The following is a 19430-nucleotide window of genomic DNA, read 5'->3' as shown; positions in this document are numbered from 1 at the left end:
CCGCGTCCGGGTCTAGACCGGGTCGCGCTCGACGGGGCAGCTCATGCACCGCGGGCCGCCCCGGCCCCGGCCCAGCTCGCTGCCGCGGATCTCGATCACCTCGATCCCCTGCTTGCGCAGGAACGTGTTCGTGGTCGAGTTCCGCTCGTATGCCACCACCACGCCCGGCTCCACCGCCAGCACGTTGCAGCCGTCGTCCCACTGCTCCCGCTCCGCGGCATGCACGTCCTGCGTCGCCGTCAGCACCCGGATCCCGTCCAGGCCCAGCGCGGCGGCGATGGCGTTGTGCATGTGCTCCGGCGGATGGTCGGTGACCTTCAGATCGTCGCTGCCCGAGCCGGGCTCGATCGTGTACGAGCGCAGCATGCCCAGGCCCGCGTACTGCGTGAACGTGTCGCCGTCGATCATCGTCATCACCGTGTCGAGGTGCATGAACGCCCGCGCCTTCGGCATGTCCAGCGCGACGATCGTCCGCGCGGAGCCCGCCGCGAACAGCCCGCGCGCCAGCAGCTCCACCGCCTGCGGCGTGGTGCGCTCGCTCATCCCGATGAGCACGGCGCCGTTGCCGATGACCAGCACGTCGCCGCCCTCGATGGTAGACGGGTAGTCCTCCTGGCCGCCGGACCAGACGTGGAACCCGCCCGACCGCGGTCCCGCGAACAGCGGGTGGTGCTTGTAGATCGCCTCGAAGTGGACCGTCTCGCGCTGCCGGGCCGGCCAGCGCATCGCGTTGATCGACACCCCGTCGTAGACCCAGCAGGAGGTGTCCCGGGTGAACAGGTGGTTCGGCAGCGGGCCGAGGAGGAAGTCGTCCGGGTCCATCACGTGGAAACGCACCGACGCGGGCTCGGCGAACCCGTCCAGGTACTCCCGCTTCGTCATCCCGCCGACCAGCGCCTCCACGAGCGCAGCGGAGTCCATGGACTCGAAGGTGGACCGGAGCTTCTCGGTGGCGAGCGGCCCGTACTCCTTCTCGTCGAAGACCCGGTCGAGGACCAGCGCCCGCGCCTCGGGGAGGTTCAGGGTCTCGGCGAGCAGGTCGCCGAAGAGGTGCACCTGCACGCCGCGGTCGCGCAGCACGTCGGCGAAGCCGTCGTGCTCCTCGCGGGCCCGGCGGACCCAGAGCACGTCGTCGAAGAGGAGGGCGTCCTTGTTGCGGGGCGTGAGCCGCTTCAGCTCCATGTCCGGCCGGTGGAGTATCACGCGGCGCAGGCGACCGGCCTCGGAGTCGACGCGGAATGAGGGCGCTGGCATGAGATCAGACTGCCACGCGGGGCGACGCGGGGCAGCGGTTCGGGATCAGTGACGGGAGCGGGGCGGGGGCGGGGCGGGGGCGGGCTTCCGGGCGGGGGTGTGGCGGGCCCGCGGTGGTGGTGCGCGGGCCCGCCCGTCTCACAGCCGCGGGTCCACCGGCTCCGACTCCAGCGCCAGCACCGCGAACACCGCCTCGTGCACCCGCCACAGCGGCTCCCCCGCCGCCAGCCGGTCCAGCGCCTCAAGGCCCAGCGCGTACTCGCGCAGCGCGAGGGAGCGCTTGTGCCCCAGGTAGCGGCTGCGCAGCCGGGTCAGGTTCTCCGGCCGGGTGTACTCCGGGCCGTAGATGATCCGCAGGTACTCCCGGCCGCGGCACTTGACGCCCGGCTGTACGAGCCGGCCCTCCCCGCTCCGTACGAGCGCCTGGAGCGGCTTGACGACCATGCCCTCGCCGCCGGCCGCCGTCATCTCCTGCCACCAGGCCACGCCTGCGGCCACCGACTCGTCGTCACCGGTGTCGACGTACAGCCGCCCGGTGCGCTGGAGCAGGCCGGTGGCGTCCTGCGCCACCAGCCGGTCGAGCAGGGCGAGCTGGACGTCGTGCGGCTCGCCCGCCAGGCTCCGGCCCTCGGTGGCGAGGAGCTGGAACGGGGCCAGGCGCACGCCGTCGAGGCCGTCGACCGGCCAGCAGTAGCGGCGGTACGCCGCCGAGAACGACTCGGCGTCGGCGGCCCGCTCGCGCTGGCGGTCGAGGAGGGCGGCGAGGGCGGTGCCGGGGTCGGTGCCCGCGGCGGAGGCGGGGGCGGTGCCCGCGACGCTTGCAGGGTCGGTGCCCGCGGCCGGTGCCGCGGGCGCGGTGGCCGCCAGGCGCGTCCGCGTCGCCTCCAGCGCCGCCAGCGCACCCGGGAACACCGCCCGCGACGCCGCGCCCACCGCCGCGTACTGCTGCCGCAGCAGCCCGCCCGCCTTCAGCGACCACGGCAGCAACTCGGCGTCGAGCAGCAGCCAGTCCGTACCCAGCTCCTCCCACAGCCCGGCCGCCGTCGCCGCGTCGCGGACACGGGCGAGCACCTGCTCGGTGCGCTCGGCGCCGGAGAAGAACGGGCGGCCCGTGCGCGTGTGCAGCGCGCCCGTCACTCCCGCGCCCGGCGGCAGGCCGAAGCGCTTCTCCGCCACGCCCGCGTCCCGGCACACCAGCGCCACGGCGCGCGAACCCATGTGCTTCTCCTCGCACACCACCCGCGCCACGCCGTCCGCGCGGTACGCCGCGAACGCCTCCGCCGGGTGCTCCAGATGCCCCTCCTCGGCGGAGGTGGCGGTCGGCGCCATCGTCGGCGGCAGGTAGAGCAGCAGCCGCGGGTCGACCGCGAAGCGGCTCATGACCTCCAGAGCCGCCGCCGCGTTCTCCTCCCGTACGGCGACGCGGCCGTGCCGGCCGGTCTCCACGACGCGGCGGCCGTGCACGTCGGCGAGGTCCAGCGGGCGGTCGCCGGCCGTTCCGGCCAGTGCGGAGTCCGTACCGGCGGCGCCGGCCGCGAGGGGCTTGACCGGCTCGTACCAGACGCGCTCGGCCGGGACGTCGACCAGTTCGCGCTCCGGCCAGCGCAGCGCGGTCAGCTTGCCGCCGAAGACGCAGCCGGTGTCGAGGCAGAGGGTGTTGTTGATCCACGACGCCTCCGGCGTCGGGGTGTGGCCGTAGACGACGGCGGCGCGGCCGCGGTACTCCTCGGCCCACGGGTAGCGCACCGGCAGCCCGTACTCGTCGGTCTCGCCCGTCGTGTCCCCGTACAGCGCGAAGGACCGCACCCGGCCGGAGGTGCGGCCGTGGTACTTCTCCGGCAGGCCGGCGTGGCTGACGACGAGCCGGCCGCCGTCGAGGACGTAGTGGCTGACGAGCCCGTCGACGAACGTCCGCACCCGCTCGCGGAACCCGGGCTCCGCCGCCTCCGCGCGCTCCAACTGCTCGACGGTCTCGGCGAGGCCGTGCGTCAGCTTGACGTTGCGGCCGTGCAGGAGGCGGCCCAGCTTGTTCTCGTGGTTGCCGGGCACGCACAGCGCGCTGCCCGCGGCGACCATGCCCATGACGCGGCGCAGCACACCGGGGCTGTCCGGGCCGCGGTCGACGAGGTCGCCGACGAAGACCGCCGTACGGCCCGCGGGGTGCACCCCGTCCTCGTATCCGAGGCTCGTCAGCAGCGTCTCCAGCTCGCTCGCGCAGCCGTGCACGTCGCCGATGAGGTCGAACGGTCCTGTGAGGTGTGCCAGATCGTTGTAGCGGCGCTCCAGCACGACGTGGGCGGCGTCGATCTCGTCCGTGCCGCGCAGGTGGTGCACGGCGCGGAAGCCCTCGCGCTGCAGCCCGCGCAGGCCGCGGCGCAGCTCGCGGCGCTGCCGCGGGATGACGTGGGCGCCCATGGCGGCGCGGTCGGGGCGGGCGGCGTTGCGCTCGCGGCAGACGCTCTCGGGGACGTCGAGGACGATCGCGACGGGCAGCACGTCGTGCTCGCGGGCGAGCCGGACGAGCTGGCGGCGGGCCTCGGGCTGGACGCTGGTGGCGTCGACGACGGTGAGCCGGCCTGCGGCGAGGCGCTTGCCGGCGATGTAGTGGAGGACGTCGAAGGCGTCGCCGGAGGCGGACTGGTCGTTCTCGTCGTCGGCGACGAGGCCGCGGCAGAGGTCGGAGGAGAGGACCTCGGTGGGCTTGAAGTGCCGGCGGGCGAAGGTGGACTTGCCGGATCCCGTGGTGCCGATGAGGACGACGAGGGAGAGGTCGGGGACGCCGAGGCGGCGGGCGGCGGTGTCGGATGCCGGGGTGGTGTCGCTCATGACGCCTCCTTCGGGGTGTGGGTGGGGGCGGTCGTTCCGGTGGTCGTGCCGGTGGTTGTTTCGGTGCGGGCGCCGGTCCTGGTGAAGACCGCGAGCTGGGTCGGCGGGCCGACCTCCGGGTCGTCGGGGCCCACGCCCTCGTAGGCCACCGCGTAGCCGAACCGTGCCGCGACCGGCCCGGCCCAGGCGCGGAACTCCGCCCGGGTCCACTCGAAGCGGTGGTCCGCGTGCCGGACGTGGCCGGCGGGCAGCGACTCCCAGCGCACGTTGTACTCGGAGTTGGGCGTCGTCACGACCACCGTCGCGGGGCGAGCGGAGCCGAAGACGGCGTACTCCAGGGCGGGCAGCCGCGGCGGGTCGACGTGCTCGACGACCTCGCTCAGCACGGCGGCGTCGTAGCCCGCGAGCCTGCGGTCGGTGTACGTGAGCGCGCTCTGCAGCAGCGACACGCGCGCCGCCTGCCGCTCGCCCATGCGCTCCAGCCGCAGCCGGCGGGCGGCGGCGGCGAGGGCCCGTAGGGACACGTCGACGCCGACGATCTCGGTGAACCGCGGGTCGTTCAGCAGCTCCTTGACCAACTGGCCCTGGCCGCAGCCGAGGTCGAGCACCCGGGCCGCGCCGGCGGCGCGCAGCGCCTCGGCGATGGCGGCGCGGCGCTGCACCGCGAGCGGCACCGGCTTCTCCTCGGTGTCGGTCGCCTCGTCGACGGCGTTGTCCAGCTCCTCGGGCTCGGCGTCGTCGGACTCGGCGAGGCGGGCCAGCTCCAGCCGCTCCAGCGCCTCGCGCGCCAGCGACCAGCGGCGGGAGAGATACCGGCCGGTGATGAGGCGCTGCTCGGGGTGGTCCTCCAGCCAGCCCTCGCCGGCGCGCAGCAGCTTGTCGACCTCGTCGGGGGCGACGCCGTAGTGCTTGGCGTCGTCGAGCACCGGCAGCAGGACGTACAGATGGCGCAGCGCGTCGGCGAGCCGCACCTCGCCGTCGAGGACGAGGGACACGTACCGCGAGTCGCCCCACTCGGGGAACTCGGGGTCCAGCGGCACGGCATCGGCGGCGACCCGCCAGCCCATGGGCGCGAAGAGGCGGGCGACCAGCTCGGGGCCGCCGCGGGCGGGGACGGCGGGGACCTCGATGCGCAGCGGGAGGGGCTGGGCGGCGCGCTCCGGGTGGGTGCGGCTGACGCCGGTCATGGCGGTGCGGAAGACGCGGCCGAGCGCGACGGCGAGGAGGGAGGACGCGGCGTACGGCCGGTCGTTGACGTACTGCGCGAGGGCGGAGTCGGGGCTCTTGCCCTTGCCGCCCTTGCCCTTGCCCTTCGCGGCGCGCACGAGGCCGACGGGGTCCACGTCGAGGAGCAGCGCGGCGGTGCAGCGAGCGGGGTTCGCCTCGGGGTAGAAGACGTGGGCCGTGCCGCGCGAGGTGGCGAACTCCTGCGCCTTGCCGGGGTGCTTGTGCAGGAGGAAGCCGAGGTCGGTGGCGGGCGCGGCGTCGGTGCCGGTCGCGGTCATGGTCAGGAACACATGAGCGAGTATTTCGTGCGGGGTGGGGCGCGGGCCATCGGGTTTCGGTGGGGTGGGGGCGCGCGAGCGGCGCTCACCGCGTAGAGCAGTGCTCGCCCGCGCGCGCAGTCCTCACCGGGCCGTGCCGCTCCCGTGCAGTTCCGCCGCCAGCGTGGCGATCGCCTGCGGCCCGACGCGGCAGCAGCCGCCCAGGGCGGCGGCGCCCGCGTGGCGCCAACCGGCCGCGGCCGGGGCGTCGAACGAGCCGGGGCCGCGCCAGGCATGCGTCTCCGCGTTCCAGGTCTCGCCGCTGTTGGGGTACGCCAGCACCGGCTTGCCCGTGACGCGCCCCGCCGTCTCCACCGCGTACGCGACGTCCTCCGGCGCGCAGCAGTTGACGCCCACCGCCGCCACCCCCTCGTCGTCCGCCGCGACCGCGAAGGCGTCCGCCAGCGGCTCGCCCGCCCGGGTCGCCCCGCCCGCGACCGTGTACGTCAGCCACACCGGTACGCCGAGACCCGCCGCCGCCCGCAGCAGCGCCGTCGCTTCCGTCACACCCGGGACCGTCTCCAGCGCCAGCACGTCCGGCTCCGCCGCCGCCAGCACCTCCAGCCGGGGCCGGTGGAAGCGCTCCAGCTCCGCGACGCCCACCCCGTCCCCGTACCGGCCGTGGTACTCCGAGCCGTCCGCCAGCATCGCCCCGTACGGGCCCGCCGACGCCGCCACCCACACCGGCCGGGGCGCCTCGTCCGCCACCCGCCGGGCCAGCGCCACGCTGCTCGTCAGCAGCCGGGCCGCCTCCGCCACCCCGACGCCGCGGCGCGCGAAGCCCTCGAACGTCGCCTGGTAGCTCGCCGTCAGCAGCACGTCCGCCCCGGCCCGTACGTACGCGGCGTGCGCGGCCTCGATCTGCGCCGGGTCCTCCGCGAGCACCCGGGCCGACCACAGTGCGTCGCGAAGGTCGCAGCCCTGCGCTTCGAGCTGGTTCGACAGGCCCCCGTCGAGCACCAGCGGCGGGCCGCCGGCCGCGGCCCGCCCGACCGCCTCCGCGAACGACGAGACGGGTCTCAACGCCCCTCCCCCGGCTCCGGATCCTGCGGCGCAGGGAACCGCTTCTCGTTGCGCTCGATCTTCGCCGCCAGCGCCGCCAGCGGGTCCACCCCCACCGCCGAGCAGAACTGCAGCAGGTACGACAGCACGTCCGCGACCTCGTCCGTCACCCGGTTCGCCGCGTCCGGTTCCGCCATGATCCGCGCGGACTCCTCGGGCGTCAGCCACTGGAAGATCTCCACCAGCTCCGCGGCCTCCACGCTCAGCGCCGCGGCGAGGTTCTTGGGGGTGTGGTACTGCTCCCAGTCCCGTGCCGCGGCGAACGCCGCGAGCCGCTTCTGCAGTGCCTGCACGTCGTCGCTCATGCGCCCCTGTCTACCACCCGGGCCGACGGTGAAGTCGCCCGCCGGCGCTCAACGAGCACGGCCACCTGGACGACCGGTGGCCCGACGAAGAACTCTTCGCCGCCGGCGTCCACACGATCCTGGGAGCGGTGACCCATGACGCTGCTGCGCGTCGAACTCGACGCCGACCGTGACCGTGCCCGGCGCTTCGACGCACGCGTCAGGCGCGGCGAGCCGTATCCGAAGGAGCGTCGACTCGTCATCGACGAGGCGTGGGCGCGCGGGTACACGCCCACCGGCAAGGTGACCTACCGGGGCATCGGCCAGGGGCAGCCGCCCACGCTCAAGTTCGACGTGGAGGTCGACGTCTCGACGTGAGGCACGGCGGCGCACGGTGCGGGACGGCGGCGCGGCGGCACGGTACGGCGGCGCGGCCGACGTCGCCGCACGGCCGCGACGGGCACGCGGCGACCTCGGCCCTAGTACACCCAGCGCCGGAAGCCCGACTCGGCGTCGACCGTGTTGCCCGTGATCGTCGCCGCGTCGTCGCCCAGGAGCAGCGCCACCACGGCCGCCGCCTCGTCCGGGGTGTTCCACGTGCCGCGGGGCAGCGCCCGGCCCACCTGGGCGGCCAGTTCGCCGGTCGCCCAACCGGTGTCCGTGGGACCGGGGTTGATGCAGTTCACGGTGATGCCGCGGTCGACGAGGGCGTCCGAGAGCGTCAGCGTCAACTGCTGGAGCGCTCCCTTCGTGGCCGCGTACGGGATCTCCTGGCTCATCGGTGCCAGATGCTGGCCGGAGGTGAAGAGCACGACCCGGCCGCCGCCCCGCTCCTTCCCCGCCGCCGCGTCGTACTGCGCCGCGTACGCCTGCACGAGCAGCAGCGTGGCCCGGACGTTCACCGCCCAGCACAGGTCCAGTTCGGCGGCCGTCAGCCCGTCGAGGTCGTACGTGGAGCTGCGGGCGTGGTTGACGACCAGGGTGTCCACCATCCCGTACCGCTCCCCCGCCGCGGCCAGCAGCGCGGCGGGGGCCTCGGGTTCCGCGAGGTCGGCGTGGGCGTAGGCGAGCCGGTCGCCCTCGCCGCCGAGGGCGGCGGTGACGGCCGCGGTGCCGCCGCGGTCGGCGCCCCAGGGCATCTCGTCGTCGTGCGGCGTCCAGCCGTGCGCGAAGACGCGCGTGCCGTCGGCCAGCAGCCGGCGGGCGATGGCGAACCCGATTCCCTGCTCGCGGCTCACGCCGGTGACCAGTGCGGTCCGGCCCTGGAGGGGCATGTGCACTCCGTTTCGCATCGTTCGTGGGGGCGTCTCACCGGAGTCGGCGGCTCCCCATGATCAGGCACACCCCCGCCGGCCCCGCAACGCCTTTTTCCACGACCTGACGACTGACAGTTTCCGACATCTGACATCCGTCAGTCGCCCTCCGTCATTCCTCCGCCTTCGCTCCCTCCCCCTGCGGCCCCGTCCGCTCCCGCCGCTGCGGCAGCGGCACCGCCGTGGCGCACTCCGCCTCCGCAAGCGACGGGTCGCCGACCGAGCCCAGCACCCGGATGTGGCCGCGCGCGCCCATCCGTCCGGACAGCGCCACGAGTTCCCTCGCCTGCCGGGCGTCCAGGCTCCGGTCGAGCCCGTCCGCCAGGACCGTCAGCACCTGGCGGGCCGGCAGCACCTCCGAGGCCGGGTCCACCGCCAGCACCCCGGGGCCGGTGAGCAGGACCAGCGCCAGCGCGAGGTAGCGCAACTCGCCGTCGCCCAGGGTCTCGACCGGGGTGCTGCGCCGGCCCGGTTCGCGCAGCAGCACGGCGCGGACCAGCCCGTCCCCGTATTCCTCCGTCGTCAGGTCGTGGACCGGGCCCGCGCAGCCGCCGCGCAGGGCGTCCACGAGGGCCGCGTGCCGCAGGCTGCACTCGTCGCGTACGCGGCGCAGGACGGCGGGGAGGTTGCGGCTGTCGGGGGTGAGTTGTTCGCCGCCGATGGGCACGGCCGTGGCGGCGCGCATCAGGGCGGGGTGCGGGTCGCAGGGGTAGACGGAGCGGAGGGCGAGGACGGCTTGTTCCGCGGCGGCGAGCACGAGTTGTTCGCCGTCCGTGCGGCCGCCGATGCGGAGCGGTAAGAGGGCGGTGCCGAGCCGGTCGTCGGGGAGCGGGGCGCGGGTGACGGGGGCGGGGCCGGTGTGCCAGGAGGCCTGGACGCGGTCGCGGCGGGGGTCGCGGAGTGCGGTGGCGAGCAGGGTGTGTCCGGCGCCGGTGAGGCGTTCGCCGACGATGCGGAGTTCGGGTTCCGCCTGTACGGCGACGTCGAGTCGTACGTCGCCGAGGGGGCCGCGGACGGTGCAGCCGAGGCGGACGCCGCGGCGTCCTGCGGCGTCGGGTTTGGCCCGCTGCGGTACGCAGGCGGCGACGCCTCCCGGCACCGGGGCGAACGCCTCTTCCAGGGTGGCTCCGGCGCCGAGTCTGGCCAGTACGCCGCAGGCTTCCAGGGCCGCGGTCTTGCCGCTGCCGCTGCCGCCGGTGAGCAGGGTGACGGGGCCGAGGCCGAGCCGGGTGCCGCGGTGCGACTTGAAGGCGGAGACGTGGAGTTCGCCGAGGGTGGCGCGGTCGGTGTGGGGGTGGCGGCCGGTGTGGGCGGTGCGCAGGGTGGTGTCCCGCGGCGGGTCGCGCAGGAGGTCGCGGGGGGCGCGGGGAGGGTGCCCGGTGGGGGAGGTCATGTTCCCGGACGCTATTGAGCGCGCCGTCAGCGGAACCGTTCCGGCAGCGGCACCTTCGCCCGAACGGGCGAGCCCCCGCGGATCCGCGGGGGCTCGCCCGTTCGGGCGCGGTAAGGACGTCGTGCCGGCGGTCGGTGAGCGGCGACGCCGTCAGCGGCTGGCGACCGGTTCGACTTCCGTGCCGAGGGGGGCGAGGAGGAAGACGTTGCGGTCGACGCGGTGCATGCTGCTCTGGATGCCGAAGGTGACGCCGCTGGCGAAGTCGAGGATGCGTTTGGCCACGTCGATCTCGGCGCCGGTGAGGTCGAGCAGGACGGGGACTTGCGCTATCAGGTATTCGGCGACGCGCCGGGCGTCGGCGAAGACCTGGCAGCGGATGACGACGAACTGCCGCTGGTCGGCGTCGACTTCGGGGTCGTCGAGGGCTTGGTGCCCGGTCCAGGAGGGCCATTCGTTGCCGCGCAGGGGGACGACTTCGGCGAGCCCCTGCCACTGCTCGTCGGTGACGTCATGTCCGGTCAACGTGCCTCCTCTGCGGTTCCGCGTGCTCCCGGTGCGGCCATCGGGCGATTCTATCGATGGGCCGAACAGGTGACCGCGGAGGGACACACGGGAATCCGGGTTTTTACGTCCCGGGCGACCCCGAGGTTCCGCTCGGCCCGTCTCAAGCAAATCCGAGGATTGACTTGGGTGTTGGGCGCGGCGGACGATCGGGCGGGATCCCCCAGGCGGCAACCCGGCCGGGTCCGTACGCCGTGCGGCCGACGGCGTGCGGGGTCCGGCCGGGTGCCGACCGCCTGTGCGTTCCGGTCGCGCGGGTCAGTCGCGGCGGTACTGGGCCGGGGAGTTCTTCGTCGCCTCGTCCTCGTAGCTGCCGGTCGTGCCGCGGTCGACGTGGAAGGTGGTGAGCGTGGTGACGGGCGAGTCCGGGTCGCGGCGGTCGCCGATGACGCGCATGTGGGCGGTGAAGCGTTCGGGGGTGACGTCGTAGACGTCGATCCCGGTGCCTCCGGGCCCGGTCTCTGCGTCGCCGTTGACGACGAGGTTCACGCCTGCCTCCCTGGTGCTCGGGGTGGGGGGCGCAGGTATCACAGCAGCGGCGGGTGAACCTGCGGAAGACGTGCGGCGAATGGTGCCGGGCGCGGGTGCGGCACGGGTGGTGCCGGTCAGCCGTCGAGGAGGTGCCTGCCGCGGGCGGTGAGGCGGTGGACGACGTGGGGTCCTGCGCGTTCGCTTTCCGCGAGTCCTGCGCGGCGCAGCACGGTGAGGTGGCCGCTGACGGAGGAGGCGGGCATGCCGAGGCGGGCGGCGATGCCGCCGGTGGTGGCGGGGGCGGGGGTGGGGGTGAGGGCGGCGAGGACGCGGGCGCGGCTGGTGCCGAGGAGTGCGGCGAGTGCGGTGTCGCGGTGGGGGGCGGGGCCGGTGGCTGGGGGCGGGGCGGGGTTGCTGCCTACGGGGTGGACGACGACGGGTGGGAGTCCGGGGTCGGCGAGGGCGACGGGGGTGGTGTGGCAGAAGTAGGAGGGGATGAGGCGGAGTCCGCGGCCGTGCAGGTGGAGGGTGGAGTCGACGGGATAGGGGGCGGTGAGGACGGGGTCGGTCCAGGTGAAGGGTTCGAGGGTGGCGAGGACGGCGGGGAGGCCGGCTTCGAGTGCTTCGAGTTGGCGGGCGCGGTCGGCGGCGACGGTGGCTTCTATTTCGCTCCAGTCGGGGGCGACGAGGTGGTGGTGGAGGTGGTGTAAGGCGTCGGCGAGGTCGGCGAGTACGGTGCGGTCGCCGGCGGCGAGGCGGCGGGTCCAGGAGGGCAGGGGGCGGTGCCGGGCGGCGAGGCGGATTTCGCGGGCGAGGCGGGTGGCGGGGGTGGCGCGCAGGGTGCGCAGGGCGGCGGTGATGCCGTCCTCGGATTCTGCGGGGGTGAGGAAGTCGGGGAAGTAGGTGGCGTCGGCGGGTGCGATGCCGTTGACGAACCGGCAGGTGCGGCGCAGGTCGTGCTGTTGCAGCCGGTGGCGGGCGCGGCGGTGCCAGGGGCGCAGCCGGGCGGGGAGGCGGGGTGCGGGGGTGTACGCGACGTGCAGCCCGAGGATCGCCTCCCAGATCGGGTCGGCGGTGCGCGCGAGCTGGACGTGGCGGAAGTCCCGGTCATTGAAGTGGACATGAAGCTTTCCGGCCATACCCGAGGGTAACCACCCGCGGCCTGCGCTGTCTCCGGCGCGACCGCTCCCGTTCCGGCCGCGGTGGACTCGGGTTTTCGACGGTGGCGGAAAACCCGTGCGGCGCGGGGGTCCAGGGGTGCCTACGATGCGTCGCCGCACGGCCAGCACCTTCGCGAGCAGCTACGGAACACGGGAAGGAGCCAGATGCGGCGCACACCAACACGGAGCCGGTGGCGCAGGGTTGCGCTGACCGGCGCGATCTGCGCGGCCGCCGTCGCGCACCCGGCGTATGCCGGGGCGGCGGCCGGCGGCACGGCGGAGGCCGGCGGCCCCGCGCCGGCCGCCACGTGGCGGGCGGACCTCGCGGACGTCGGCGCGGACGACGTCAACGTCCGGTACGTACAGGGCGATCTGCGGCTGCGTTCGCAGACCGCCGCACCCGCGTCCCTGCGGTCGGTCCCCGGCGAGGGCAGCCAGGTCCTGGCCCCGGAGCGGCTCGACCGTCCCGTCAACCGGGTACGGGCCGAGCTGGACGCCCGGGTCCCCGCGGGCGCCGAGGTCGCGGTCGACGTCCGCGGCCGGGCGCCGGACGGCGGCTGGACCCAGTGGCTGCCGGCGGGCGCGGATGCGGCGGAGGCGGCCCGGCTGCCGTTCGCGGTCACCGAGGTCCAGGCCCGGCTGACGCTGCGCGCCTCCGGCACCGGCGGCACGCCGACGGTCCAGGGGCTGCGGCTACGGGCCGACACCGACGCGGCGCCGCGTGCCCGCGCCGCCGCGGCCCCGCTGACGTACCGGCTGTTCGCCACCCGCGAGGGCCTGGTGGGCGGCACGACCGCCAACGGCCATGTCATCCAGCCCAACGACCACTTCGTGGCCCTGCCGTCGCGGCGCGGGCTGTCCCCGAAGGGCAGCGCCGAGTACTCGGTGCAGGTCTGCGGCCCGGCGCGGTGTGAGACGGCGCCGGTGTGGGACGTGGGGCCGTGGAACACCAAGGACGACTACTGGAGTCCGCCGTCGGTGCGCGAGTCGTGGCGGGACCTGCCGCAGGGCATGCCGGAGGCGCAGGCGGCGTACCAGAACGGCTACAACGGCGGGCTTGACGAGTTCGGCCGCCGGGTCGCGAACCCGGCGGGCATCGACCTGGCCGACGGCACGTTCTACAACGTCGGCCTGAACGACAACGGCTGGGTCGACGTGACGTTCCTGTGGACCGGCGACCAGACCGGCACCCGGTTCCCCACCTGGGGCACCGACGTGCGGGTCCGCCAGGCGTCGAACACCTCCTCCGCGGTGCTGACCACCCTGCCAGGGCCTACGCAGGTGCGGGTGGAGTGCCAGGAGCGCGGCGAGCAGATCACGTACGACGGCCACACCAACGACGCCTGGGCCTATCTGCCCGACTACGGCGGCTACATCTCCCACATCTTCATCGACGTCGCCGACGCCTGGCTGCCGGGCGTCCCCGAGTGCTGAACGCGCCACCCCCACTCCCTCCACCCCCACCGAAGGAGGCGCTCCGATGCCTCGCAGACCCCACTCCCCCGCCCCCGCGCCCGCGCCTGCCCCCGCTGCCGGTGCCGGTGCCGCTGCCGCGCGCCGGCCGGCGCGGCGGGCCGCGGCGGTCGTCGTCGCCGCGCTGCTGACACTGCTGGGACTGACCGCGGCGGCGCCGGCGCAGGCCGACCCGGGCCCCATGCTGGCGCCGAACTTCAAGGCGCCGTTCCCCTGCGGCCAGCAGTGGACGTACAGCCACCACAGCGCCGAGGTGCGCCGCGCGCTGGACTTCATCCGCTCCGACGGCGGCACCACCGCGGGCACGCCGACGGTCGCCTCCGCCGCGGGCACCGCCACCCGGCACTACCAGGCGGGCGGCGCCGGCAACTACATCGTCATCGACCACGGCGGCGGCTGGAAGACGTACTACTTCCACCTGGCGTCGTTCTCCGTCGCCGACGGCGCCTCGGTCGGGCAGGGCCAGCAGATCGGCGTCACGGGCAGCACCGGCAACTCCTCCGGCGCCCACATCCACTACGAGCAGCTCCTCAACGGCGTCGGCCAGGACATCCGCATCAACGGCTCCGCGCTGCCCTATCCCGGCTCGTACGGCCAGTACCACCTGCGCAGCGACAACTGCGGCAACACCAACTTCACCACCTGGGGCAGCGACGTCCGCGTCCGCGCGGACGCGCGTCTCAGCGCCCCGGTGGTGACGACCCTGCCCGGTCCGACGTCCGTGTTCGTCGAGTGCCAGAAGCAGGGCGATGTGGTCAACGCCGAGGGCTACACCAACGACTGGTGGAGCCGGCTGCGTGACCAGCGCGGATTCATCTCCAACATCTACATCGACCATCCGGACGCGAAACTCCCGGGCGTACCCCTCTGCTGAACCCTCACGGACCCGCAGGGGCCGGCGTCCCGCGCCGGCTCCTGCGCCGGGTCCCGCGTCACCAGGGCGGCGGTTCGCCGCCCTCCGGGCCCCCGTCCTGGCCGCGATCCTCGCCGCGTCGTCTACGGGCCACGCCCGCCAGCGCGATCGCGACAGGGGCGAGGAACGCCGCGGCGAAGACGCCCGCCAGGACCGCGCCCGGGATGTCGGGGAACGACTCGGCGTTTCCGGTGGCGAGGAAAAGCACGACGACGATCAGCATCCCGAAGACCAGCACGCGCACCGCGGTCCTGCCCCACCACAGCGCCTCGACCACGGAGTTCTGATCGCGTGCGGAAGCGCCGGCCCTGGCCCGCGCGGTCCCGGCCACCTCCGGCCGCGGCGTCCAGTCCGCGCCGCGGTGGCGCTCCCAGACCTCGCGGATCACCTCCACCTCGCGGTGGGCGCTCAGGATCCGGGTGTCGATGACGTTCGGCAGGCTCACCCTGCGGCCGTCGCGGTGGTAGACCACGACGCCCATGACGGGACGCTTGCGCTGCGCCGACGCGGGCTCGTTGTGCTCGAGTTCGACGGCGACGAGGTCGGCCCAGGCGAGCCGCCTGGTGCGCAGCCAGCGCAGGGTGAGGCCGTCGTCGCCGACGACGGTCACGCCGCGGACGACGCAGAAGGCGAGCAGGAACAGGGCCAGCGCGGCGGCGCAGAACGGGATCGCCACGGCGCCGGGCGCGTCGGCGCCGATGACCAGCAGGAGTCCGAAGAACGCGAACAGCCCGCCGAAGACGGCGCACAGCAGGGCGAGGAAGATCATCGATCCGAGGTGGCCGCGGTACGTGCGCACCCGGCCCCCGCCACCCGTCGTACCGGCCATCGCGCACCCCGTCCCGTACCGTTCCCGGCCTTCCCCACCCGCACAGCCCGCACAGCGCCGCGGTCCGCGGCGGGCCGCCGCGGGGCGCTGCCGCCACCGCGGGCGGTCCGAGCGTAGAGGGTAGGGGCCGCGCCCGGGGAGGGCACCCGGGCGCGCGCGTCCGCTACCGCCTAGCGGCGGCGCGGGCGTAGCGGGAGGCGAGCGCGTGGTACGCCTCCTTGGGCTCCCAGTGCCAGGGCGACTCCGGGTCGCCGGGGGTGTCCTGGACCGGCTTGACGATGGCGTAGCTGACGGTGTCGAAGAGGTCCCAGTCGACCTCGTCGTCCTGGGCGGCGGCGTAGCTGAGTTCGCCGCCGAAGACGGACCGGCCGACGGCGGCGGCGCGGGCGGTGAACTCGTCAAGCTTGCGCTGCATCTCGACGGGGTCGAAGGTGCCGTTCTGGATGTTCTCGATCCGCTCCAGGACGTTCGCGCCCCGGCCAGGAACCGCTTCCGGCTCAACCCCCGTGCCTGCACTCCCCGTCCCCGCACCTGCGCCTCCCGTGGCTCTCACCGTCACCGCGACCGGCAGCCTGCGCGGGCAGGACGGAACGGGAGAGCTGGTCGAGTCAGGTGACCAGTATGGGAACCGTTCGAGGAACGGTCACATTGACCGCATCACGAACGCAGCTGGAGTCCGTTTTCGTTCAGGAGTGGGCGACTTGCTGAAGGTATCGGTCCGCTCATCGCAGGAAGTCGAGCAACAAGCGGGTCATCTCCTCCGGACGCTCCTCGAAGATCCAGTGGCCGCTGTCTGGGACCACCTCATCCCTGACGTCGGTCGCGTACCGGCGTACCTGGTCGGATACGGCCTGGCCGAGGCTGTTCTCGGCGCCGACGGCGAGCACCGGCATGGCCAGTGGCCGTTCGGCGAAGGCGCGGTTGTCGGCCACGTCCTGGTCCAGAGTCCTGAACCACTCGAAGCTGGCTCGCAGATGGTCCGGGTCCGCGAGGTGCCGGGCATACTCGATGACGGCGCCGGGGTCGACGGCCCGCTCATGGCGGACCGCCATCGCGCCGATGAATTTCTCCACCCACACCTGCTCCCGCCCCTGGATCATCGCTTCCGGCAATCCGTTGGCAAGGCTGAAGAACCCGAAGTTCCACATGCCCGGTCCGGCCGGGGTGAGCGACGGGAACCGGTAGATGCCCGGGTCAGGGATCGGCGCCTCACTCAACACCAGTGCGGCCACGCCGTCGCGGTATTGCGCCGCGTAGGCGTAGGCGACCATGCTGCCGATGTCGTGACCGACCAGCCTGATCTCCTGCTCAAGGCCGAGGTCGGTGAGCAGGGCCCGAAGATCCTGAGCCATCGTCCTCTTGTCGTAGCCGCCCACGGGTGCACTCGAACCACCCGCGCCTCGCAACGACGGCACAATCACGGTGAAGTGTTCGGCAAGCCTGGGGATGACCGCTCGGTACTCGTACCAGGTCTGAGGGTAGCCGTGGAGCAGCACCAGCGTTGGTCCGTCGCCGGACCGCACATACTCGACGACCTGTCCGTTCACATGCGCTTCGCGAGGCGAAAAGGGGGCCATGGGGCGAACGTACGCGGGCCCGCAGGCACCGCCGCTCCCACCGGGGCGCGTCGCTCGGCGGATTGGTCCGCTTGTGTGACCTGCCGATGCCCTGGGCACGGACCTGGTCGCGCTAGACGTCGTGGTCGTGGCCCCGGTCGGCGGACAGCGAGTCGGGCTTGCGACGGGGACGACCGAGCCGGCGCGACGCTCACCGATTTCGCCCTGGCGGCGGTAGACGGCCGTACCCAGGTCGTGGCGGCGGGCCGGCAGCGGCTCCTCGTGGGAGATCCGAGGTCCGGCGAGTGGGGAGAGGAGCTCACCGTGCCCGGTGGCGAAATCGTGTGCCTCGACGCCGGCACCGTGCACGGGGTCCCTGTCGCTGTCACCGGGGCCGAGGACGGCACCATCTGCGTCTGGGACCTGGCAGAACGTCGGCTGCTGGGCAGGCCGTTCCAGAAGTACCATCTCGAGGTGTTCGGGGTACGGCTGACCCAGCTCCACGGTCGCCCTGTGGTCATCAGCAGTGGCAAGTGCAGTTCCGTCGACGTCTGGGAGATTCCGTCGTAGGGAGGTGACGCTGCCCAGCCGGTCATAGCCGGTCATCGATGGCGGCGAGAGCACCCCGAGGAGGTGGAGCGCCGACCAAGTGCGGTGCCTGGCAGCGTTGTCGTACTCCACCGGTACGCTCGGGCCATGAGCGTTTCCCTCTACTACACCGCGAGCCGGCCGGTGCCGCTTACGGCGACCGAGACGGCCGCTGTCGAACGCATCGTTGCCGCCCACGTGTCGTCCTTCCCGTACGAGTACGAGGCATGTCTCCATCTCTACAGCGACGGTGGCGTCGGGCCGGGCGAGATCGTGGCGGGGTCCACCAAAATGCCGCGGGACCTCGGCCGCGTACTGCCGGTGATCACCCATGTGCTGGACTCAGTAACCGAGCTGCGCCGCGCTCTGCCGGGAGCGGAGTGGCGCGTGCACCTGGACGACAGCGATGTCCCGTGGCACGAGGACGAGGGCTACGCCTTGCCCCGCATGCGCGATGCGGACCTCATAGCCAAGCTCGGCGGGCCGTGAGCGGACTGCCCCGCGAACGGGCTTCGGCCGTGCGGGTCCACCGGCTGTCCTGCCGGAAGATCGCCGCCTTGGTTGGCGTTGCGCAGGCTGTCGGTCCCCATAGGTACGCTCCCACGCATGATTCCCAAGAGCTTCTACGATCTGAGGTTCGGCGTGTCTCCCGGAGCTGCCAGGAAGGACGCACACCACATCTGCGGCAGCCTTGACGAGGTCAAGTCGGCTCTGGATTTCGAACTTGAGGCGTCCATCAACGTCTGGCTGCTCTTCGCCTACAGCAGCGGTGCCGATGTGGCCTTGGACGTGTATCAACAGGGGGAAATGGCCGAGTCGATAGACCTGCATCCGTTCATGACGGTCCGGGTCGAGGGGTACCCGGACATCACCTTCCTGGGGCGGGGCAAGCCGACCGGCTACGCCGCGGGCTCGGACGACCCCGACTCGGTGGAGATGGCCCTTGCCGAGGGGCTTCCAGACTACGAAGCAAGAATGCGGCCTCGACGCCGGGCGTCGCGGCGCCCGTGCGGCCGGGGGGCGGCCGCACGGGCGGGGGTGTTTCAGAGGTCGACGGCCTTGGCGAAGGTGACGAAGTCGGCCCAGGCCGCGGGGGTCACGGAGAGCTGACCGCCCTCCCGGTCCTTCGTGTCACGGACGAGGACAGCCTGCGAAGTGACGGCGATCTCGATGCAGTTGTCGGCGTCGCCGCTGCTGTAGCTGCTCTTGAACCAGTCCGGTCCGATGCTGCTCATAGGTCTCCTCGCATCTGCTCCAACAGCTCCACGGTAGCCTCGTGGCTGAGCGCCTGGGAACTGAGCTTCCGGTACCGCTGCTGCAGAATACCCACGTCGGTCAGGTTGCTGATCAGATTGCTCGACCGCTGTCCCTCGGAGTAGCCAAGCCACTTGTGGTCGACGGTCTCTGCGAGGTAGATGGAACCGGCTGACCCGACATGATGCGCCGCGCGAAGCGGCATCACCTGGATCTCGATGTTGCGCCGTTTGCCCATCGCCAGAAGGTGGTCGAGGAGGGTGCGGGTGACCTCCTTCCCGCCCATGTGCCGCTCCAGAAGCGCCTGCTCGATGATGAAGCCGAAGTACGTGTTCGGCCGCTCATCGAGGACGGCCTGCCGCTCCAGCCTTGCCGCGACCCGCTGCTCGATCTGCTCCTCGACCAGAGGGGGAAGTACAGATTCGAACAGAGCGCGGATGTACGACTCGGGCTGCAACAAGCCCGGCACGACCCGGCACTCGTACGCGTACAACGTGACCGCTTCCTTCTCGATCACCGCCCAATGCCTGAACCGCGACGCCAGGCCCGCCTTCCTCGTCAGGCTCAGGCGCGTCTCCCTCAGCAGCCTCGCCGCCAGCGGGCCCAGGACCTCCTCTGCCAGCTTGTCCAGGTCCCTCGGCGGGAACCGGCCTCCCCGCTCGATCTTGGAGATGTGTTCCACCGAGTACCCCAGGCCCTCGGCCAACGCCTCCTGCGTCAAGCCCGCCTCGTCCCGGAGCACCTTCAGCATCGCCCCGAAGGTCTTGAGATTGTCCGCCGCCTCCGACTCGCCCCCGTACAGGCTGACGTTGCCGACTTTCCCCATGTCCGGCCACCTCTCATGTGTCACTGCCGGAACTCCGGCACCGTCATGATTACCGACCGTGACTATTCCAGTCCAGTGAGTAACCCGCCCAACCGGCTGTTGGGCGGGTCCTGTACGGGTTCG

The 19430-nt window shown here is 73.1% G+C and carries 19 protein-coding genes and 2 pseudogenes; 6 read left to right on the top strand and 15 right to left on the bottom strand.

Going from position 1 to position 19430, the window contains the following annotated elements; genetic code table 11:
- Positions 1 to 12: 12 nt before the first annotated feature.
- From OG946_RS29995 to OG946_RS29975, 5 genes are all read right to left on the bottom strand, one after another.
- Entirely contained in the window at positions 13 to 1254 is a 1242-nt protein-coding gene (locus OG946_RS29995) for an arginine deiminase (protein ID WP_326799086.1), read from the bottom strand.
- Between the two features lie 138 nt (positions 1255 to 1392).
- On the bottom strand, positions 1393 to 4080 hold the full coding sequence (locus OG946_RS29990) for a polynucleotide kinase-phosphatase (protein ID WP_326799085.1): 2688 nt from the start codon (positions 4078 to 4080) through the stop codon (positions 1393 to 1395).
- Positions 4077 to 5597 (bottom strand): 3' terminal RNA ribose 2'-O-methyltransferase Hen1, encoded by a 1521-nt coding sequence (locus OG946_RS29985; RefSeq protein ID WP_326799084.1) that lies wholly within the window; start codon positions 5595 to 5597, stop codon positions 4077 to 4079. Before OG946_RS29985 ends, OG946_RS29990 begins: the two co-directional genes overlap by 4 nt.
- Positions 5598 to 5708: 111 nt before the next feature.
- The gene (gene mmuM / locus OG946_RS29980) at positions 5709 to 6647 is read right to left on the bottom strand and encodes a homocysteine S-methyltransferase (RefSeq protein WP_326799083.1); all 939 of its coding nucleotides are present in this window, start codon (positions 6645 to 6647) and stop codon (positions 5709 to 5711) included.
- On the bottom strand, positions 6644 to 6991 hold the full coding sequence (locus OG946_RS29975) for a nucleotide pyrophosphohydrolase (protein ID WP_326799082.1): 348 nt from the start codon (positions 6989 to 6991) through the stop codon (positions 6644 to 6646). Before OG946_RS29975 ends, mmuM begins: the two co-directional genes overlap by 4 nt.
- Before the next feature lie 135 nt (positions 6992 to 7126).
- Here OG946_RS29975 and OG946_RS29970 point away from each other — a divergent pair, with 135 nt between their 5' ends.
- Complete coding sequence (locus OG946_RS29970) at positions 7127 to 7348, top strand: hypothetical protein (protein WP_326799081.1); 222 nt, start codon at positions 7127 to 7129, stop codon at positions 7346 to 7348.
- A gap of 101 nt (positions 7349 to 7449) precedes the next feature.
- On the opposite strand, the gene OG946_RS29965 is transcribed toward OG946_RS29970, so the two are convergent.
- The 5 genes and pseudogenes from OG946_RS29965 to OG946_RS29945 form a co-directional block, all read right to left on the bottom strand.
- Positions 7450 to 8244: an SDR family oxidoreductase gene (locus OG946_RS29965; RefSeq protein WP_326799080.1), complete on the bottom strand. Its 795-nt coding sequence runs from the start codon at positions 8242 to 8244 to the stop codon at positions 7450 to 7452.
- A 151-nt stretch (positions 8245 to 8395) separates the two neighbouring features.
- Complete coding sequence (locus OG946_RS29960; RefSeq protein ID WP_326799079.1) at positions 8396 to 9676, bottom strand: AAA family ATPase; 1281 nt, start codon at positions 9674 to 9676, stop codon at positions 8396 to 8398.
- Between the two features lie 150 nt (positions 9677 to 9826).
- A complete protein-coding gene (locus OG946_RS29955; RefSeq protein WP_326799078.1) occupies positions 9827 to 10198 on the bottom strand; it encodes a cell division protein SepF in 372 nt (123 codons plus the stop codon).
- A 297-nt stretch (positions 10199 to 10495) separates the two neighbouring features.
- A pseudogene (locus OG946_RS29950) lies at positions 10496 to 10678 on the bottom strand (alkaline phosphatase D family protein); the annotation flags it as partial.
- A gap of 164 nt (positions 10679 to 10842) precedes the next feature.
- A complete protein-coding gene (locus OG946_RS29945) occupies positions 10843 to 11847 on the bottom strand; it encodes a winged helix-turn-helix domain-containing protein (protein WP_326799077.1) in 1005 nt (334 codons plus the stop codon).
- A 186-nt stretch (positions 11848 to 12033) separates the two neighbouring features.
- Here OG946_RS29945 and OG946_RS29940 point away from each other — a divergent pair, with 186 nt between their 5' ends.
- Entirely contained in the window at positions 12034 to 13302 is a 1269-nt protein-coding gene (locus OG946_RS29940; RefSeq protein ID WP_326799076.1) for a hypothetical protein, read from the top strand.
- A gap of 46 nt (positions 13303 to 13348) precedes the next feature.
- The gene (locus OG946_RS29935; protein ID WP_326799075.1) at positions 13349 to 14215 is read left to right on the top strand and encodes a peptidoglycan DD-metalloendopeptidase family protein; all 867 of its coding nucleotides are present in this window, start codon (positions 13349 to 13351) and stop codon (positions 14213 to 14215) included.
- A gap of 58 nt (positions 14216 to 14273) precedes the next feature.
- Here OG946_RS29935 and OG946_RS29930 read toward each other — a convergent pair whose 3' ends face one another.
- The 3 genes and pseudogenes from OG946_RS29930 to OG946_RS29920 all read right to left on the bottom strand — a co-directional run bounded on the left by OG946_RS29930 (position 14274) and on the right by OG946_RS29920 (position 16660).
- On the bottom strand, positions 14274 to 15083 hold the full coding sequence (locus OG946_RS29930) for a hypothetical protein (protein WP_326799074.1): 810 nt from the start codon (positions 15081 to 15083) through the stop codon (positions 14274 to 14276).
- Between the two features lie 163 nt (positions 15084 to 15246).
- Positions 15247 to 15579: pseudogene (locus tag OG946_RS29925) on the bottom strand (abortive phage infection protein); the annotation flags it as partial.
- Positions 15580 to 15805: 226 nt separating this feature from the next.
- Positions 15806 to 16660 (bottom strand): alpha/beta fold hydrolase, encoded by an 855-nt coding sequence (locus OG946_RS29920; protein WP_326799073.1) that lies wholly within the window; start codon positions 16658 to 16660, stop codon positions 15806 to 15808.
- Positions 16661 to 16963: 303 nt separating this feature from the next.
- Between OG946_RS29920 and OG946_RS29915 the strand changes: the two genes are divergently transcribed.
- The 3 genes from OG946_RS29915 (at position 16964) to OG946_RS29905 (ending at position 18337) form a co-directional block, all read left to right on the top strand.
- Positions 16964 to 17209, top strand: coding sequence for a hypothetical protein (locus OG946_RS29915; protein WP_326799072.1), 246 nt, complete (start codon positions 16964 to 16966; stop codon positions 17207 to 17209).
- Between the two features lie 126 nt (positions 17210 to 17335).
- A complete protein-coding gene (locus OG946_RS29910; RefSeq protein WP_326799071.1) occupies positions 17336 to 17716 on the top strand; it encodes a hypothetical protein in 381 nt (126 codons plus the stop codon).
- Between the two features lie 117 nt (positions 17717 to 17833).
- On the top strand, positions 17834 to 18337 hold the full coding sequence (locus tag OG946_RS29905) for a hypothetical protein (RefSeq protein ID WP_326799070.1): 504 nt from the start codon (positions 17834 to 17836) through the stop codon (positions 18335 to 18337).
- On the opposite strand, the gene OG946_RS29900 is transcribed toward OG946_RS29905, so the two are convergent.
- Positions 18271 to 18462, bottom strand: a complete 192-nt coding sequence (locus OG946_RS29900; protein WP_326799069.1) for a DUF397 domain-containing protein — start codon at positions 18460 to 18462, stop codon at positions 18271 to 18273. The genes OG946_RS29905 and OG946_RS29900 overlap by 67 nt on opposite strands.
- Positions 18459 to 19307 carry a helix-turn-helix domain-containing protein gene (locus OG946_RS29895; protein ID WP_326799068.1) on the bottom strand — a complete coding sequence of 283 codons (849 nt, stop codon included), beginning with the start codon at positions 19305 to 19307 and terminating at the stop codon, positions 18459 to 18461. Before OG946_RS29895 ends, OG946_RS29900 begins: the two co-directional genes overlap by 4 nt.
- Positions 19308 to 19430: the final 123 nt, after the last annotated feature.

It is taken from the genome of Streptomyces sp. NBC_01808 (assembly GCF_035917395.1).
Lineage (GTDB): Bacteria > Actinomycetota > Actinomycetes > Streptomycetales > Streptomycetaceae > Streptomyces.
The sequence above is the reverse complement of the archived record's forward strand: the minus strand, read 5'-3'. Positions and strand labels throughout refer to the sequence as shown.

Coding starts and splice junctions, on each gene's coding strand:
- OG946_RS29995 (WP_326799086.1), bottom strand. CDS start 1,254: ATGCCAGCGCCCTCATTCCGCGTCGACTCCGAGGCCGGTCGCCTGCGC.
- OG946_RS29900 (WP_326799069.1), bottom strand. CDS start 18,462: ATGAGCAGCATCGGACCGGACTGGTTCAAGAGCAGCTACAGCAGCGGC.
- OG946_RS29970 (WP_326799081.1), top strand. CDS start 7,127: ATGACGCTGCTGCGCGTCGAACTCGACGCCGACCGTGACCGTGCCCGG.
- OG946_RS29910 (WP_326799071.1), top strand. CDS start 17,336: ATGAGCGTTTCCCTCTACTACACCGCGAGCCGGCCGGTGCCGCTTACG.
- OG946_RS29940 (WP_326799076.1), top strand. CDS start 12,034: ATGCGGCGCACACCAACACGGAGCCGGTGGCGCAGGGTTGCGCTGACC.
- OG946_RS29920 (WP_326799073.1), bottom strand. CDS start 16,660: ATGGCCCCCTTTTCGCCTCGCGAAGCGCATGTGAACGGACAGGTCGTC.
- OG946_RS29945 (WP_326799077.1), bottom strand. CDS start 11,847: ATGGCCGGAAAGCTTCATGTCCACTTCAATGACCGGGACTTCCGCCAC.
- OG946_RS29975 (WP_326799082.1), bottom strand. CDS start 6,991: ATGAGCGACGACGTGCAGGCACTGCAGAAGCGGCTCGCGGCGTTCGCC.
- OG946_RS29935 (WP_326799075.1), top strand. CDS start 13,349: ATGCCTCGCAGACCCCACTCCCCCGCCCCCGCGCCCGCGCCTGCCCCC.
- OG946_RS29965 (WP_326799080.1), bottom strand. CDS start 8,244: ATGCCCCTCCAGGGCCGGACCGCACTGGTCACCGGCGTGAGCCGCGAG.
- OG946_RS29960 (WP_326799079.1), bottom strand. CDS start 9,676: ATGACCTCCCCCACCGGGCACCCTCCCCGCGCCCCCCGCGACCTCCTG.
- OG946_RS29990 (WP_326799085.1), bottom strand. CDS start 4,080: ATGAGCGACACCACCCCGGCATCCGACACCGCCGCCCGCCGCCTCGGC.
- OG946_RS29905 (WP_326799070.1), top strand. CDS start 17,834: ATGATTCCCAAGAGCTTCTACGATCTGAGGTTCGGCGTGTCTCCCGGA.
- OG946_RS29930 (WP_326799074.1), bottom strand. CDS start 15,083: ATGGCCGGTACGACGGGTGGCGGGGGCCGGGTGCGCACGTACCGCGGC.
- OG946_RS29895 (WP_326799068.1), bottom strand. CDS start 19,307: ATGGGGAAAGTCGGCAACGTCAGCCTGTACGGGGGCGAGTCGGAGGCG.